This window comes from Euzebya sp., assembly GCF_964222135.1.
Lineage (GTDB): Bacteria > Actinomycetota > Nitriliruptoria > Euzebyales > Euzebyaceae > Euzebya.
Window position 1 is genome coordinate 58,460 of record NZ_CAXQBR010000089.1, and the last position, 14,764, is coordinate 73,223.

Annotated in this window: 16 protein-coding genes and 1 pseudogene; 7 read left to right on the forward strand and 10 right to left on the reverse strand. The window is 73.4% G+C overall.

Translation table 11 applies throughout. From position 1 onward, the window contains the following. Positions 1 to 45 precede the first annotated feature (45 nt). The gene (locus tag ACEQ2X_RS19525) at positions 46 to 1,062 is read left to right on the forward strand and encodes an alpha/beta hydrolase (protein ID WP_370327532.1); all 1,017 of its coding nucleotides are present in this window, start codon (positions 46 to 48) and stop codon (positions 1,060 to 1,062) included. A 13-nt stretch (positions 1,063 to 1,075) separates the two neighbouring features. Here the strand turns inward: ACEQ2X_RS19525 and ACEQ2X_RS19530 are convergent, their stop codons facing one another. Beyond that, on the reverse strand, positions 1,076 to 1,558 hold the full coding sequence (locus tag ACEQ2X_RS19530) for a MarR family winged helix-turn-helix transcriptional regulator (protein ID WP_370327533.1): 483 nt from the start codon (positions 1,556 to 1,558) through the stop codon (positions 1,076 to 1,078). A 36-nt stretch (positions 1,559 to 1,594) separates the two neighbouring features. Here ACEQ2X_RS19530 and ACEQ2X_RS19535 point away from each other — a divergent pair, with 36 nt between their 5' ends. Further along, a complete protein-coding gene (locus ACEQ2X_RS19535) occupies positions 1,595 to 2,290 on the forward strand; it encodes an NADPH-dependent F420 reductase (protein ID WP_370327576.1) in 696 nt (231 codons plus the stop codon). 60 nt (positions 2,291 to 2,350) lie between these two features. Continuing rightward, positions 2,351 to 2,863, forward strand: coding sequence for a VOC family protein (locus tag ACEQ2X_RS19540; RefSeq protein ID WP_370327534.1), 513 nt, complete (start codon positions 2,351 to 2,353; stop codon positions 2,861 to 2,863). Between the two features lie 19 nt (positions 2,864 to 2,882). Here the strand turns inward: ACEQ2X_RS19540 and ACEQ2X_RS19545 are convergent, their stop codons facing one another. Further along, positions 2,883 to 5,318: an ATP-binding cassette domain-containing protein gene (locus tag ACEQ2X_RS19545; RefSeq protein ID WP_370327535.1), complete on the reverse strand. Its 2,436-nt coding sequence runs from the start codon at positions 5,316 to 5,318 to the stop codon at positions 2,883 to 2,885. Between the two features lie 151 nt (positions 5,319 to 5,469). On the opposite strand from ACEQ2X_RS19545, the gene ACEQ2X_RS19550 reads away from it, so the two are divergent. Continuing rightward, positions 5,470 to 8,763, forward strand: coding sequence for a M14 family zinc carboxypeptidase (locus ACEQ2X_RS19550; RefSeq protein WP_370327536.1), 3,294 nt, complete (start codon positions 5,470 to 5,472; stop codon positions 8,761 to 8,763). 10 nt (positions 8,764 to 8,773) lie between these two features. On the opposite strand, the gene ACEQ2X_RS19555 is transcribed toward ACEQ2X_RS19550, so the two are convergent. Further along, positions 8,774 to 9,136, reverse strand: a complete 363-nt coding sequence (locus ACEQ2X_RS19555) for a hypothetical protein (protein ID WP_370327537.1) — start codon at positions 9,134 to 9,136, stop codon at positions 8,774 to 8,776. A 106-nt stretch (positions 9,137 to 9,242) separates the two neighbouring features. On the opposite strand from ACEQ2X_RS19555, the gene ACEQ2X_RS19560 reads away from it, so the two are divergent. After that, positions 9,243 to 9,869 (forward strand): hypothetical protein, encoded by a 627-nt coding sequence (locus ACEQ2X_RS19560; RefSeq protein WP_370327538.1) that lies wholly within the window; start codon positions 9,243 to 9,245, stop codon positions 9,867 to 9,869. A gap of 18 nt (positions 9,870 to 9,887) precedes the next feature. Here the strand turns inward: ACEQ2X_RS19560 and ACEQ2X_RS19565 are convergent, their stop codons facing one another. The 3 genes and pseudogenes from ACEQ2X_RS19565 to ACEQ2X_RS19575 form a co-directional block, all read right to left on the reverse strand. After that, on the reverse strand, positions 9,888 to 10,298 hold the full coding sequence (locus tag ACEQ2X_RS19565; protein ID WP_370327577.1) for a WS/DGAT domain-containing protein: 411 nt from the start codon (positions 10,296 to 10,298) through the stop codon (positions 9,888 to 9,890). 187 nt (positions 10,299 to 10,485) lie between these two features. Further along, positions 10,486 to 10,611: pseudogene (locus ACEQ2X_RS19570) on the reverse strand (wax ester/triacylglycerol synthase domain-containing protein); the annotation flags it as partial. Further along, complete coding sequence (locus ACEQ2X_RS19575) at positions 10,578 to 10,943, reverse strand: wax ester/triacylglycerol synthase domain-containing protein (protein WP_370327539.1); 366 nt, start codon at positions 10,941 to 10,943, stop codon at positions 10,578 to 10,580. The pseudogene ACEQ2X_RS19570 and the gene ACEQ2X_RS19575, both read right to left, overlap by 34 nt. Positions 10,944 to 11,095: 152 nt before the next feature. On the opposite strand from ACEQ2X_RS19575, the gene ACEQ2X_RS19580 reads away from it, so the two are divergent. After that, a complete protein-coding gene (locus ACEQ2X_RS19580; protein WP_370327540.1) occupies positions 11,096 to 11,488 on the forward strand; it encodes a DUF2237 family protein in 393 nt (130 codons plus the stop codon). Positions 11,489 to 11,499: 11 nt separating this feature from the next. Here ACEQ2X_RS19580 and ACEQ2X_RS19585 read toward each other — a convergent pair whose 3' ends face one another. Next, on the reverse strand, positions 11,500 to 12,840 hold the full coding sequence (locus ACEQ2X_RS19585) for an HNH endonuclease signature motif containing protein (protein ID WP_370327541.1): 1,341 nt from the start codon (positions 12,838 to 12,840) through the stop codon (positions 11,500 to 11,502). 159 nt (positions 12,841 to 12,999) lie between these two features. Here ACEQ2X_RS19585 and ACEQ2X_RS19590 point away from each other — a divergent pair, with 159 nt between their 5' ends. After that, positions 13,000 to 13,332 (forward strand): YnfA family protein, encoded by a 333-nt coding sequence (locus ACEQ2X_RS19590; RefSeq protein ID WP_370327542.1) that lies wholly within the window; start codon positions 13,000 to 13,002, stop codon positions 13,330 to 13,332. Between the two features lie 20 nt (positions 13,333 to 13,352). Here the strand turns inward: ACEQ2X_RS19590 and ACEQ2X_RS19595 are convergent, their stop codons facing one another. Genes ACEQ2X_RS19595 through ACEQ2X_RS19605 form a run of 3 tightly spaced genes read right to left on the reverse strand, consistent with a single transcriptional unit; the run spans position 13,353 to position 14,739 of the window. Further along, positions 13,353 to 13,853: an SRPBCC domain-containing protein gene (locus tag ACEQ2X_RS19595; protein WP_370327543.1), complete on the reverse strand. Its 501-nt coding sequence runs from the start codon at positions 13,851 to 13,853 to the stop codon at positions 13,353 to 13,355. An 18-nt stretch (positions 13,854 to 13,871) separates the two neighbouring features. Next, positions 13,872 to 14,213 (reverse strand): ArsR/SmtB family transcription factor, encoded by a 342-nt coding sequence (locus ACEQ2X_RS19600; protein ID WP_370327544.1) that lies wholly within the window; start codon positions 14,211 to 14,213, stop codon positions 13,872 to 13,874. A 52-nt stretch (positions 14,214 to 14,265) separates the two neighbouring features. After that, entirely contained in the window at positions 14,266 to 14,739 is a 474-nt protein-coding gene (locus tag ACEQ2X_RS19605; protein ID WP_370327545.1) for a hypothetical protein, read from the reverse strand. Positions 14,740 to 14,764 lie beyond the last annotated feature (25 nt).

The window sequence follows — 14,764 nt, forward strand, 5'->3', positions numbered from 1 at the left end:
GCCGTGCCATCCTCGGGCACCAGCCCCGACCCGAGGACCGTGCCCATGCCCCGCGCCCTGACCCGCTTCGCCGCCACCGCCACCACGACCGCGTTGGGGGTGGCGGCCTGGCGGGGGCTCGCGGACCGGCGTCGGCGGATCGCCGACGTCGTCCCCGAGCTGCGGGCCTGGTTCCTGCACCTCCCCCTCCACCTCACCAGCCGGACGGTCCTGCGCGCGGTCCGCGCCCTCCCCGAGACCCCCGCACCGGTCCTCGACGGCGTGGCGGTGACCACCCGCACGGTCGTCCGCGACGGCGAGCCCCCCGTGGAGGTCGTCTGCTACGAGCCGCCCACCCGCCCCTCCCCCAGCGGCGCCCTGCTGTGGATCCACGGCGGCGGGTTCGTCATGGGGACCGTCGGCCAGGGGCACGCCACGTGCAGCCGGGTGGCGGCCGAGCTCGGCGTCCTGGTCGTCAGCGTCGACTACCGCCTGGCGCCCGAGCACCCGTTCCCCGCCGGCCTGGGTGACTGCCACGACGCGCTGCGCTGGCTGCACGACCACGCCGACGAGCTGGACGTCGACCCGGCCCGGATCGCGGTCGGCGGGGACAGCGCGGGGGGAGGGATGGCGGCGACCCTCTGCCAGCGCGCACGTGACCTCGGCGGTCCGCCGATCGCCTTCCAGGCCCTCGTCTACCCGATGCTGGACGACCGCACGGCCCTGCGCGACGACGTCGACGGCGTCGGGGACTTCGTGTGGACACCGGCGTCGAACGCCTTCGCGTGGGAGGCCTACCTGGGTCATCCCGCAGGGGCCCCCGAGGACCGCCCCCATGCGGTCGCCGCTCGCGCCGACGACCTGGCCGGCCTGCCGCCCGCGTGGATCGGAGTGGGGACCCTCGACCTGTTCCTCGACGAGGACGTCGCCTACGCCCGCCGGCTGGAGGAGGCAGGTGTCGCCGTCGACCTGGACGTCGTCGAGGGGCTGTACCACGGCGGTGACGGCCTGCGCCCGGACGCGCCGATCTCGACCGCGTTCTCCCAGCGGATGCGCGACGCCCTGCGCGGGGCGATCACCTGATCACGACCCCTGATCAGGTGGGGGCGCCGACCAGCCGGCTGAGCAGCTCGGCCATGACCGCCAGCTCCGCCGGCTCGTAGGCGGCCAGCAGCGCGCGCTCGGCATCCGACACGAGGGGCAGCGCCCGCTCGAGCGCCGCCCACCCCGCCTCGGTGAGCGCGAGCACCGCCACGCGCGCGTCGGCGGCCGACCGCTGCTTGGTGACCAGCCCCGCGTCCGCCATCCGACCCGACAGCCACGACATGTTGGGAGGGGTGGTGACCAGCCGGTCGTTCAGCTCGTACAGCGCCAGGGCCCCGTCCGGCGTGACGGCGAGCTCCATCAGCACGTTGAACTGCGGCAGGGTGAGCCCCGCCTCGGCGAGCGCCCGGTCGAGCGCGCGGGAGACGGTCGCGTTGGCCCGCAGGACCGCCACCGCGGCGCGGCTCCGCTCCCGATCGCGACCGGCGCCGCGGGCCAGGGCGGTGAACCGGGCGGGTTCGGGGGACGGGCTCATCGACGGCTGCTCCAGAGAAAAAGATTCCAACTGGAAATATACACGCACCGGTCCGGGTTCACCTCCTCACACACCCCGACCCGTCCCACCAGGAGGACCCCCATGCAGATCGCCATCATCGGCGCCGGCGCCGTCGGCAGCGCCGTCACCCGCGCCGTCACGTCGGTCGGCCACGACGCCGTCGTCGCCGCCCGGACCGACGAGAAGCTCACGCCGCTGGCCGAGGAGCTCGGTGTCCGCACCACCACCTCGAACGCCGAGGCCGTCACCGGCGCGGACGCCGTCGTCCTGGCCGTCCCCTTCGACGACGCCGTCGAGGTCGTGTCCCAGCTGGGCGACGCGCTCCGCGACACGATCGTCGTCGACGCGACCAACCCGCTCGCCGCCGACCTGTCCGGGTTGTCGGTCACCGACACCTCCGGTGCCGAGGAGATCCAGCGCGCCAACCCCGGTGCCCGGGTCGTGAAGGCGTTCAACACCGTCTTCGCGTCCAACCAGGCCGACCCGCAGGTCGACGGCGCCCCCCTCGACGGGTTCGTCGCCGGCGACGACGCCGAGGCGAAGCAGACCGTCAGCGACCTGCTCGCGGCCGTCGGCTACCGGCCGATCGACGTCGGAGGACTGCCCGCCGCCCGCCACCTCGAGGGCATGGCCTTCCTGAACATCGCCCTCAACGCCACCGGTGGCTGGGCGTGGCAGAGCGGCTGGAAGCTCGTCGGCCCGACCGGCTGATCCCGTCCCGTCCCGCATCCGCACCCGACCCCGAACGCCCAACCCGACGAGGAGCCCGACATGCCCATCTCACCCGTCCGCCTGAACCACGCCGTGCTGTTCGTCAGCCAGCTCGACCGCGCCGAGCGCTTCTACACCGAGGTCTTCGGCATGGAGGTCGTGGCCCGCGAGCCCCGTGCGAACGCCGCCTTCCTGCGCCTGCCCCGATCGGGCAACCACCACGACCTCGGCCTCTTCGGCGTCGGCGGCCAGAAGCCCCCACGCGGCTCGGTCGGGCTGTACCACCTGGCCTGGCAGGTCGACACGATCGACGAGCTGGCCGAGGCCCGCAGGGCACTGCTCGAGGCCGGGGCGCTGGGCGGCGAGTCCAGCCACGGTGCGACGCTGAGCCTGTACGGCGCCGACCCCGACGGGAACGAGTTCGAGGTCATGTGGATGCTGCCCCGCGCCGAGTGGGGCGCCTACGAGAACGCCGCCCCCGTCGACCGTCTGGACCTCGCCGCCGAGGTGGCGCGCTGGTCCGGCGTGCAGACCGCTGCCGAGCTCACCCCGCGGCTGGGCACCACATCCTGAGGGGCCGACCGGCCGGCCCTCACCGGGGGACGCGGCGGACCAGCACCACGGCGGTGAGGGCGAGGAATGCCACGGCGATCCCACCGAGCACCGCCCACTGGGTCCAGCCGACCACGTCGAACTGCTCGGCGTACGTCGCGAGCAGCGTCGGGGCGGCCCGCTCGGACGACACCTCCCACACGCCGACCAGGTCGACGGTGCCGGCCGCCGCCTGGAAGGCGTAGCGCAGCGGCATCGCCACGCTGATCGCCTCGCCCACCCCGATCATCGACGCGATCGGGAACAGCCCGCCGGCGAACAGCACCTGCGGCATCACCCAGGCCAGGACCAGGTCGTTGGCGGCCTGCGGGTTCGGCGCGAACGACGAGGTGAACAGGGCGAGCGCGAGGCCGACCAGCACGCTCAGGACCATCGTGACCAGCACGGCGCCGAGCTGGCCGGCCGACAGGTCCGGCAGCCGGTCGGTCACCCGCAGCACCACCAGCATCAGCACCGACCCGACCGTCAGCGCGGGCGCGAGGAGGGTCAGCTTCGACAGGACGTAGGGGACGACGCGGAGGTCGACGAGCCGCTCGCGGCGGACGATCGCGAACTCGGTGACGATCTCCTGCACGCCGAGGATCAGCCCGAACAGGAACACGCTGAAGGGGAGGAGGAAGACCAGCAGGACGGTCGACCCGAGGTTCGCCGAGTCGGGCTCGATCAGGCCGGGCTCGAACAGCGCCACCATCAGCAGCGCGAAGGCGACCGGTTGGATGAACAGCGGCGCCAGCCGGTCGCGGTTGCGGACGAACACCGCGGCGTTGCGCCGTGACAGGGTCGCGAACTGCCGGACCGACCGGCGCACGCCGCCGCGCCGGGTGGCGGAGACCTCGGGGGAGGAGGGTGAGGGGCCGGGTCCCGGTCCGATCGGCGTCGCCGCGGGATCCGTCGGGGCGCGCACGGCCGCGAAGCGGCTCGCCCACCCCTCCGGCGTGCCCTCCTCCTCCAACCGGGTGTAGATCTCGTCGAACTCGGCGACCTCGAAGTGGGCGAGGGCGTCGTCGGGGGGACCGGCGAAGGCGAGGTGCCCGCCCCGCGCCAGCACGACCACCTCGTCGCACAGCCGCACGTTCTTCGTGGCGTGGGTCGTCAGCACGACCGTCGACCCGCGGCGACTGAGCTCCCGCAGCTGGCGCATCAGCGCCGTGTCGGTGGCCGGGTCGAGCCCCGACGTCGGCTCGTCGAGGAAGAAGACCCGCGGCTCGGTGAGCAGCTCGACCCCGATCGACGCCCGCTTGCGCTGCCCGCCGGACAGCGCCGAGACGACGGTGTCCGCGTGCGGGGTCAGGCTGAGCGCCTCCATCGCCTCGGACACCGCGGCGTCGCGGGCGGCGGCGTCGGTGTCGTCGGGGAGCCGCAGCCGCGCGGCGTAGCCGAGGGTCGCCCGGACCGTCAGGTCGGTGTGGATGATGTCGTCCTGCGGCACGTAGCCGAGCACCGCGCGGAACCGGTCGCGCTGGGCCCGGGCGTCCTGGCCGTTGAACAGCACCGTCCCCGACGTGGGCGGGCGGACCCCCGACAGGGCGTCCATCAACGTCGACTTGCCGGCGCCGGACCCGCCGACGATCGCGACCATCGTCCCGGCGCCGATCGACAGCGACACGTCCTGGATCAGGTTCACGCCGTCGGCGACGTCCTTGCGGAGCCCGACCGCGTCGATCCGGATCGCGTGCGGCTCGACGACGGTGGCCATCGCGTCGCCGGCCAGCACCAGGTGGGTGTCAGCCAGGAAGACGTGATCCCCCTCCTTCAGCAGCTGCCGGGTCACCGGCGCCCCGTTGACGTACGACGCCCCGTCGGTGGAGGTGTCCTCGAGCACCAGACCCTCGGCGGTCCGGGAGATCCGTGCGTGGTGGCGGCTGACCATCCGCGAGCCGAGCACCACGTCGTTGCCCGGGTCCCGGCCGATCCGGACCGACTGGCCGGGCTGCAGGCCCACGACCCCCCGGAGGGTCTCGGTGTCGACGCCGTAGTCGGCCTGCGCGCGGTGGCGGGCGCGCAGGGCGGCGGCGCGGGTCACCTGGTCGCGCAGCTGCGGGTGGGCGGCCCCGAGCCGGTGGAGCACCTCGACGTCCAGGGCCCACAACCGCGCCGGCGTCCGGGCGCGGACCGTGGCGGTGCGGTACCCGCCGCCGGTCAGCGCCCCCTCCCCGAACCACTCGCCGGCACCGAGCCGGGCCAGCACCTGGCCGCCGGGGAGCTCGACCTGCACCTCCCCGTCCTCCACCAGGTAGAGGGCGCCGGCGCGGTCGCCGGCGGCCACCACCACCTCCCCCGGGCTCGCCGCGACGGACTCGAGGGCCTGGGCGACGGCACGCAGGTCGAGCGGGCTGATCCCCTCGAACAGCGAGGTGCGCTCGACCGCCCGGAGACGCCGGGCCGCCTCGTCGGCGTCCGTCGGCGGTGCGGCCATCCGGCCTCCTCTGCTGGTCGGCTGCGGGCAGCCTGCCACCGCGACCGGGTCCGGGGAAGTGGTGTCCGCACGTCGTCACATCCGGCGCCGTCACATCTGCGGCTCCCGGTCGTTCTCACGGGTGTCGGCCCCACGCCCAAGGACATCCACCGTGCAGACAGCCCGCCTCGCCCGCCTCGCCACCGCACTCCTCTCCGCCGTCGCGCTGACCCTCGCGCTGCTCGCGAGCCCGCCGCCCGCCGCGGAGGCGCAGGGTCTGCTCGACGGGGGTCTGCTCGACGGGGGTCTGCTCGACGTCGACACGGTCGCCGAGCTCCCCGACGCGATCCTCGACCAGCTGCCGGTCGACGCCGCCGCCGCGGGTCTGGCGTACGCCCCGCGACTGGTGGAGGTGGAGGTGCCGACGCGCGCCGACCGGTCCGCTCTGGTCGCCTCGGGCCTGGACGTGACCGAGCACGCCGGCGACGACCACGTCGAGGTGGTCCTCACCGATCCGGCCCACGAGCAGGTCCTCGACGACCTCGGGCTCGCCTACGAGGTGACGACCCCCGACCTGATCGCCCAGGAGCGCGAGCGGATCCTCGCCGACGCCGCCTACTTCCGGCAGGTGCAGGAGAGCCCCCTCCCCAGCGGCCGCACGACCTACCGGGTGCTCGACGACTTCCTCACCGAGATGGACCAGCTGGCGGCGGACAACCCCGACCTGGTCAAGCGGATCTCGCTCGGGGAGTCCGTCGAGGGCCGCGACCTCGCCGGCGTCGAGATCGGCGTCGACGTCAACGCGCCGGAGGACGGCCGGCCGGTCATGCTGATGTTCGGCGCCCACCACGCCCGCGAGTGGCCGTCGGCCGAGGCGCCGATGGAGTTCGCCCACGACCTGGTGAGCACCTACAACGCCGGCGACGCCCGCACCGTCGACCTGCTGGAGCGGACCCGGGTCATCATCGTCCCGGTGTCGAACCCCGACGGGTTCGACGCCTCCCGCACCTCCGGCGACCTGATCGACCTCAACGAGATCGAGGGCGGCGGGACCGTCTCGATCCTGGCCACGCCCGGCAACGCCTACAAGCGGAAGAACTGCCGGATCGTCGACGGCCAGACCCAGCCGGCCGGCGCGTGCGTGGCGATCTCCTCGCCGGGTGGCTACGGCGTCGGCATCGACCTGAACCGCAACTACGGCGCGCTGTGGGGCGGTCCGGGTGCGGACTCCCAGACCCCCGGCGAGAACGGCGGGACCGGACCCCTCAGCCCGATCTACCGCGGCCCGGCGCCGTTCTCCGAGCCCGAGACCCAGGCGATCCGGACGCTGATCTCCACCCGGCAGGTCACGACCCTGATCTCGAACCACACCTTCTCCAACCTGCTGCTCCGCCCCGTCGGCGTCGAGCCGTCCACCATCGGTCCCGACGGGCTGCCGGTCGGCTTCGCACCCGACGAGTGCTTCGAGACCGCCGAGGGGGTGGACGACGGCATGCAGGCCCTGGGCCTGCGGATGGCCGCGCAGACCGGCTACTCCAACCAGTTCGGCTGGGAGCTGTACGACACCACCGGCACGACCGAGGACTACAGCTACAACGCCACCGGCGGGTACGGCTACACCTTCGAGATCGGCCCGGAGCAGTTCCACCCGCCGTTCGAGGAGTTCGTCGCCGAGTACGACGGCACCAGCGAGTCCGCGGAGGCCGTGACGCCGGAGAACGCCGAGTCGCTGACGACCAGCGCCGGTCGTGACTGCGGCGACGCGATCGAGCCGGAGTCCGTCGGCGGCGGCCTGCGCGAGGCCTACTTCCTGGCGCTCGAGAACGCGGCCAACACCGCCACCCACTCGACCCTGACGGGCACCGCGCCGGAGGGGGCGGAGATCGGCGTCACCCGCACCGGCACGTTCCCGTTGTGGGACGGCACGCCGGTGGAGGACACCGTCACCACCTCGATGGTCGCCGAGGGCGGGGCGTTCACCTACCACGTCAACCCCTCCACCCGGCCGTTCGTCGACTCGCGGCCCTACACCGAGGAGGGCGACCTGCCCGAACCCGAGGTGGAGGTGACGTCAGAGGAGCAGCAGACCGGCAACACCCAGCCGGTCGGGGCGACGGAGGACATCTCGATCGAGGTGCCCGAGGGCGTCGACTCCCTGGTCGTCGAGCTGTCCGCGATCCCGCCGAACGACTACGACCTCGAGCTGCTCAGCCCCGACCTGGTGGTCATCGACTCCTCGGCCAACGGCAACACCGATGAGCGGGTCTCCCACAGCCGCGCCGACGGGATCGCCGCCGGCGAGTACGTCGCGCGCGTCACGAACTTCGCCGCCGTCACCGGTTGGACGATGGACATCACGATGGGGACGCTGCCGGAGGGGGAGGGGGCGGACGAGCCGGAGCTGCTGTTCAGCCCGCGGACGCCGGAGGCCTGGACCGTCACCTGCACGATCGACGGCGAGGTCGTCACCTCCCGTGACGTCATGGTCGACCGCGGCGAGTCCCGCGATCTGGGCGAGGTGTGCGACCCCGCCGCCGTCGTCGGTGGCGTGACCCGGCTGGACGGTCCCGGCCGTGTCGAGACGGCCATCGCCGTGTCGGCCGACCGCTTCCCCGAACCCGACTCCGCCGGCGCGGTCGTCCTGGCCCGCGGGGACGACCCGAACGGGTTCGCCGACGCCCTGGCCGGCGGCCCGCTGGCCGTGGAGCGTGACGCCCCGCTGCTGATCACCGACCCCGACCGGCTGCGCGACGACGTGGCGGCCGAGATCGACCGGGTCCTGCCGGAGGGCGCGACGGTGATCCTGCTCGGCGGCGAGGCCGCGCTGGCCCCGGCCGTGGAGGAGGCCCTGGACGACGCCGGCTACGAGACGGTCCGCGTCGCCGGCGCCGACCGCGTGGAGACCGCCGTGGCGATCGCCGACGAGCTCGGCAACCCCGACACGGTGCTGGTCGCGACCGGGGCCACGTTCCCCGACGCGCTTGCGGCCAGCGCCGCCGCCGGCGCGAACGGCGGGGCGGTGCTGCTGACCGCATCCGACGACCCCCACCCCTCCACCACCGCGTACCTCGACGAGCACGGCCCCGAACGGGTCATCGCCGTCGGCGGGCCGGCGGTCCGGGCGTACCCGGAGGCGACCGCGGTGAGCGGCGCGGACCGGTACGAGACCGCGGTCCTGCTGGCCGAGGAGATGTTCGACGCGCCGGCCGTGGCCGGCATCGCCCGCGGGGACGCCTTCCCCGACGCGCTGTCCGGTGGCGCCCACGTCGGCGCGCTTGGCGGCCCGATGTTGCTGACGCCGACCGCGTCGCTCGATGACCGGGTCGGCGGGTACCTGTGCGACGCCGGCGTCGGCGACGTGGTCGTCTACGGCGGGACGGCCGCGGTCAGCGACGACGTTGTGGGTGCGCTCGAGGACCTGCTCGGGTCTGAGTCGTGCGGCGGGGGTGAGCCGCCCGCCGGGTGATCGGCGGCGCTCAGCCGCCCTCGGCGCGCAGCTCGTCGAGGCGCCGGTCGACGCCGTCGAAGCGCAGGTCCATGGCGTCGAGGCGCTGGTCGAGGCCGTCGAGGCGCTGGTCGATGGCGTCGAAGCGCTGGTCGACGTCCTGGAAGCGGTGGTCGACATCCACGAAGCGGCGGTCGACCTCCCCGAAGCGCCGGTCCATCTCGCGGACCAGGTCCCGGATGGCGTTGAGGATCGCCGTCTCGCTCGTCGCCAGCCGGGTCCGGATCTCGTCGGCCAGCTCGTCGATGCGCCGGTTGGTGGTCGAGAGCTCCTCGGACACGCTGCTGCGGAACTCGAGCACCATCGTGCGGAGATCATCGATCCGGTCGGTCATGGCCAGATCGTAGTCCTCCGCCTCCGGTGGTCCGATTGGCTGTCCACAGGGCGGCGGCTGCTGTCAGACCTCAACCTCCGCGTCGCGGCAGCCGATCACCCCGGGTGTGGCGAGCGGCGGCGGGTTCTGGCCGGCGGCGCCGGAGCGGCGCTGGTGGCACCACGTCGCGGCGGCGCCGCTCCTCGTCGTGCTGCTCTGGTGGCCCTTCGTGCTCGGTCGCCGGGTGCCGCTGCTCGGCTGGGTGGACCTGGCGGTGCACGAGTTCGGGCACGTCGCCACCGTCTGGCTGCCGGAGGTCGTGACGTTCGCCATGGGCGGCGGGGCGCAGGTCGCCCTGCCCCTGACGATCGCCGCCGGCCTGTGGTGGCGGTCGGACGACCGGCTGGGGGCGGGCATCGCCCTCGCGTGGGCGGGCAGCGCCGCGCAGGACGTGTCGGTCTACATCGCCGATGCGCCGTACCAACGGCTCCCGCTGATCGGCGGGCTGCACGACTGGGCGACGCTGCTCGGCCCCCGGCACCTCGATGCGCTGGGCGCGGCCGCTCTCCTGGCCCGCGGGGTGTGGCTGGCCGGCCTGCTGCTCGGCCTGGCCGGGGTGGCCGTCGTCGCGATGGACGGCTGGACGCGGTGGCGCGAGCGGGACGTGCCCGCGGTCGCCGGCACACCGGCCGGTTGGTCGCTGGACCCGTCAGCCCCGTCGGGAGGGGCAGCGGGCGGACGCGACCGACGCTGATGGGGTGGTGGGCATGGCCTACGCGGCCTTCGAGGCCCTCGCTGGCGTCGCCTGTGCGTCGGCGAGGACCCGCCAGTCCCGGGCCATGGCGTCCAGCAGCACGTCGAGGTCGGGGAACCTGGCCGCGTCGGCGGTCACTGCCAGCGCGACCTCGCCGGCGTAGGAGAAGGTGCACAGGACCAGGCCGATGTTGCCCTGCAGGTCCATGATCGGGAGCAGCTCCTCGACCCCCGCGCCGAGCAGGTGCAGGTGCACCGGCGGCCCCACCACGTTGGTCGCGATGACGTTCGTGCCGCGTTGCCGGGCGATGTACCAGCGCCCGAGCGGCGTCGCCGCCAGCCGGACGAGCGGGCCGACGACCGGCGGGCTGCTGGCTGGCCTTCGTGTCCCGGGTCGTGCGGATCGTGGCGTCGAGCCGGCGGCCCGGATCGGCCTCGGTCAGCGACAGCGGCATGACGATCGTGCCGACCTGGTTGTCGACGGTCTCGGCCCGGGTGGTCGAGGGGCGGAGGGACACCGCCAGCCCGCACCGCAGCGCCACCCCGTCGACCGGCTCGCCCCGTTGGGCGACCAGGGCCGGGAGGCCCCCGGTCCACAGGCTCAGCGCGACGTCGTTCACGGTGCCGCCGTGGGCGTGGGCCACCGCCTTGACGTCGGCCAGGTCCATCCGCACGGCGCCGATGCGGTGGCGCGGACCGGTGGGGGCGTTCAGGGACGTCTGCGGTCCAGCAGCGGCACGCACAGGTCCGCGGCGGTCGCCAGCAGCGCGGCATCGTCGCCGGGGTCGGGCACCGCCACCTCCCCGACGTGGTGGGCGATGTCGAAAGCGGGGTCGTCCACCCACAGCGGCCGGCCTCGACCCGGACCGGGCAGCTCGAGGCGCTGTCGCAGGGCGGGGGCGCGCACCAGGCGCCGCGCTAGCCGGGCTCGCACGTGCGACAGGCGGAGCCGGCCGGCGTCGTCGAGCAGCGGTGCGCCGTCGACGAGGGCCAGCCCGCCGTAGTGGCAGGGCCACTCGGGGGTCTCGAGGCGCAGGAACATCTGCTCGAACGCGCTGAGCCGCGGGATCGCCATCGCGTGCGTGCCTCCTGCGTGGTGCCACCGGTCGTCGGGGGTCCCGGTCTGGGGCGACCGTGCCTGGGCGGGCGGCGCGCTGCCAGGGCCGGACGTCACTCGCCGGAGAGCCGATCGTCCTCCCGGGCCAGCCGGCGCCTAGGCTCGGGGTGATGGGCGATCGCAACGTGTTGGGCGGTGACCTGGAGGGTTGCAGCGTCGACCCGGTCACAGGCTGGTTCCGCGACGGGACCTGCCGGACCGCGCCGGGCGATGTGGGCAGCCACACCGTCTGCGCGGTGATGACGGCGGAGTTCCTCGCCCACCAGCAGTCGATCGGAAACGACCTGTCGACCCCGCGCCCGCAGTACCGCTTCCCCGGGCTGGTCCCGGGCGACCGGTGGTGCGTCACCGCGCCGAACTGGCTGCGAGCCCACGCCGACGGGGTCGCCGCCCCGGTCGTGCTGGCCGCCACCAGCGAGCACGCCCTGGCCATCGTGCCGCTCGAGGTGCTGCGACAGCACGCCGTCGACATCCCCGACGACCTGCGCGACCTGGAGGCCTGAGGCCAGCACGTCTAGAGCGCCGCGAGCTGCTCGACCGGTCGGGGCGGGTCCGGTCGGGGTGGATCTGGTCGGGGTGGATCGCGGCTGATCTCGTGACCCACGTCGGTGACCCAGCGGCGCCGTCCGGGTGGCCCGTCGAGGTGATGGGTGCCGGCGGACTTGCGGGCGTGGTGGTCGCGGCACAGCCAGGCGAGCTCGTCGAGCACGGTCCGTCCGCTGAACGCCCAATCGCGGACGTGGTCGATCTCCAGGAGGTGGGTGGAGCGGCAGTGCGGCACCTCGCACTCATAGCCCCTGGCCAGCATCGCGGTGCGTTGGTGGGCGGTGGCTTGGCGGCCGAGATGGACGACGGACCGGATGTCGACGCCGTCGCGGATGACGTAGGCGAGGTGGGCGTCGGGGATGAGGGCCCTTGCCGCGGCCAGCGACACCTCGCCGACGCCCTCGATGCGGCAGGTCTCGTCGGGATCGACCGTGCCTCGGGTGAGCGCGCTGAGCGAGACGTTGACGACCACCTGGGTCTGACGTCCCGCTCGCCGGGGTGTCGTGGCTACCGGCCCACCGTCGGACGTCGCGGATCCGTGGGTCTCCCCGGTCCCTGTGCGGTCCACATCACCCGCGGGTCGGGTGGCGGCGCCACGTTCGAGCACGTCGATGAGCGCGTCGAAGTGGTAGGCGGCGTCTGGCTCGCGACGACCACCGGCGTGTGCGTCCTTGAAGATCCGGTCGTGGTCAGCCCGCAGCGCGGCATCGAAGCGAGCGCCCATGTCGGCCGGACCGGACAGGACGGCCCGCCACTCGCCATCGGTCTCGGTCCAGGTCCGACAGGACCGACGGGCGTGGTGGCGCCGGCGACGACTGTCCCGGTCCGGGTCTGCGGCCGCGTGACGGTCACGGCAGGTGCGGCGCAGGTCGTCCAACGACTCGACGCCGGCGCGTTCGATCAGATCGTCCTGGGCAGAGGGATCGACCGCGGCGACCTCCGCGATGGCGGCAGCCTGATCATCCGACAGTCGGCCGGTCCGGACCGCCGCGGTGGTCCCGGTCTGTGACGCGAGCTTGGTGGAGGTGGCGAGCTGCTTGCGGGCTGCCGACGTCGACGTGCCGGTCGTGCGGGCCAGGTAGGCGGCAGCGGCCTTGGTGCCCTTCGGTCCCTCGCCGGACACGTCGGCGGCCCGACGGGCCATGATCGTCACCGCCCCGTCGACCCGTCGCTTGATCGCCGCCAAGCTCTCGATGACCGCACGCACCTCACCATCGGGGATGGCATCGGGGTCCAACCGGTCCGTGACGCTGGCGACCGAGGCGGCCAGGTCGGCCACCTGCTCGAGTGTCACGTCTCCCGCGTTCACACGAACAAGTGTACGAATCGACGCTCCCTTGTCAAGGTGTTTTCGCAGGTCAGGGCGCGTTTGGAGGGTGTGGCGACTGGTGTGGTTCGTGTCGATCCGAAGGGGTGCCAGAGGTCGTGTCCCCGTCGAGGGCGATCCGCCTGGCAGGCTCAGCGGGCCATGGACGTGTTCCGCTCCCTCGCCCTGTTCGCCGTCGCCGCGGTCGCCGAGATCGGCGGCGCCTACCTGGTGTGGCAGGGTGTCCGCGACGACCGTGGGTGGCCCTGGGTGGTGCTGGGCGGCCTCGCCCTCACCGCCTACGGCCTGATCGCCACCTTCCAGCCGGAGGCGAGCTTCGGCCGGATCTTCGCCGCCTACGGCGGCATCTTCATCGTCGGCTCGTTGCTGTGGGGGATGGCGTTCGAGGGGTTCCGGCCCGACCGCTGGGACGTCGTCGGCGGGGCGATCTGCCTGGTCGGCATGGCCGTGATCATGTACGCCCCGCGGACCTGACGGATCACGATCGACGGCGCCTACGCGGCCGGCGTCCCCGCCAGCAGCGCATCCATCTGGCCCATGCTCTGCTGCATGCCCTCCTCCATGCCCATGGCGACGAGGTCCTGCATGGCCTCGGTGGAGGCGAAGGTGGACACGACGGTCATCACCGTGCCCCCGCCCTCGCGGTCGGCCAGGTCCAGGACCATCGTGGTCGTGGGCATGTCGGGGTTCGGTGTGCCGTCGGGGTCGGCGAAGGAGTCCTCGAGCTCGAGGTGTCGCGGCGCGTCGACGGCGATGACGTCCCAGATGCCCCCGTGGACGTCGCCCTCGGGCCCGGTCATCGTGTAGTGGACCCGGCCGCCCGGCGTCAGGTCGTGGGCGTGGACGGTCGCGGGGTAGGTGGGCGGCCCCCACCAGCGCTCGAGCTGGCGCGGGTCGGCGTAGAGCTGCCACACGCGGTCGACGGGTGCGTCGAACTCCGCGGTGACGGTCATGGTGGCGGCGTCGGTGTCCTTCTGGACGTCGGTGACGGGCATGGCGGCTGTCCTCTCGGATCAGGTGGGGTCGTCGTCGGCGAGGAGCGCGTCGACGGCGTCGATGCGCGCCCGCCACAGGGCTTCGAGGTGGTCGAGGACCCGGGTGGCCTCGCGGACGGCGTGGATGTCGGTGCGGACGCGCTGCTCACGGCCGTGCGGGTGCTTGGTCACCAGCCCGGCCCGCTCGAGCACGGCCACGTGCTTCTGGACGGCCGCGAAGCTCATCGCGTAGTGCCGCGCCAGCGCGGACACCGACAGCTCGCCGTCCATCGATCGCCGCAGGATGTCGCGACGGGTGGTGTCGGCCAGCGCGTGGAGCAACCGGTCGGCCCGTTCGTCGTCGATCAGATCTACAACCATCTGGTTGTAGGTTGTACCTCGATCTCGCCGATGGTGTCAACGACGCGTGGGCTCAGGGTGCGAGGCTGGCCGCGAACACCATCGCCGCCACGACGATGGTCAGGATCGACACCACCTGGATGAGGGTCTGCCGGCCGACGTAGGTCAGGAGGTCCTGGCGCCACTCCGCCCGCAGCGCCTCGCCCTGGACGAGCGCCGCGGTGACATCGCGTCGGAGGTCGACGACCTCTTTGGCGAGGGCCCGGACATCCGACCGCAGCTCGGAGAACTCCTCCTTGGTGGCGAACGCCTTCAGGTCGTCCTTGGTGGCGAACGCCTTGAGATCGTCCTTGGTGGCGAACGCCTTGAAGTCGTCCTTGGTGGCGAACGCCTTGAGCTGGTCCTCGGTGGCGAACCCGCGCAGCTCCTCCCGCAGATCGTCTCGCGTCACCGTCTGGTCGAGCCGGGCCACGAGTCGCGCTTCGAGCTCGCGGAGGTCGTCTTTGATCGCGACGCGGTCGCCACCGCCCTCGGGTAGGTGCGCCATCACCGTCCGCGTCGCCTCCTCTCCG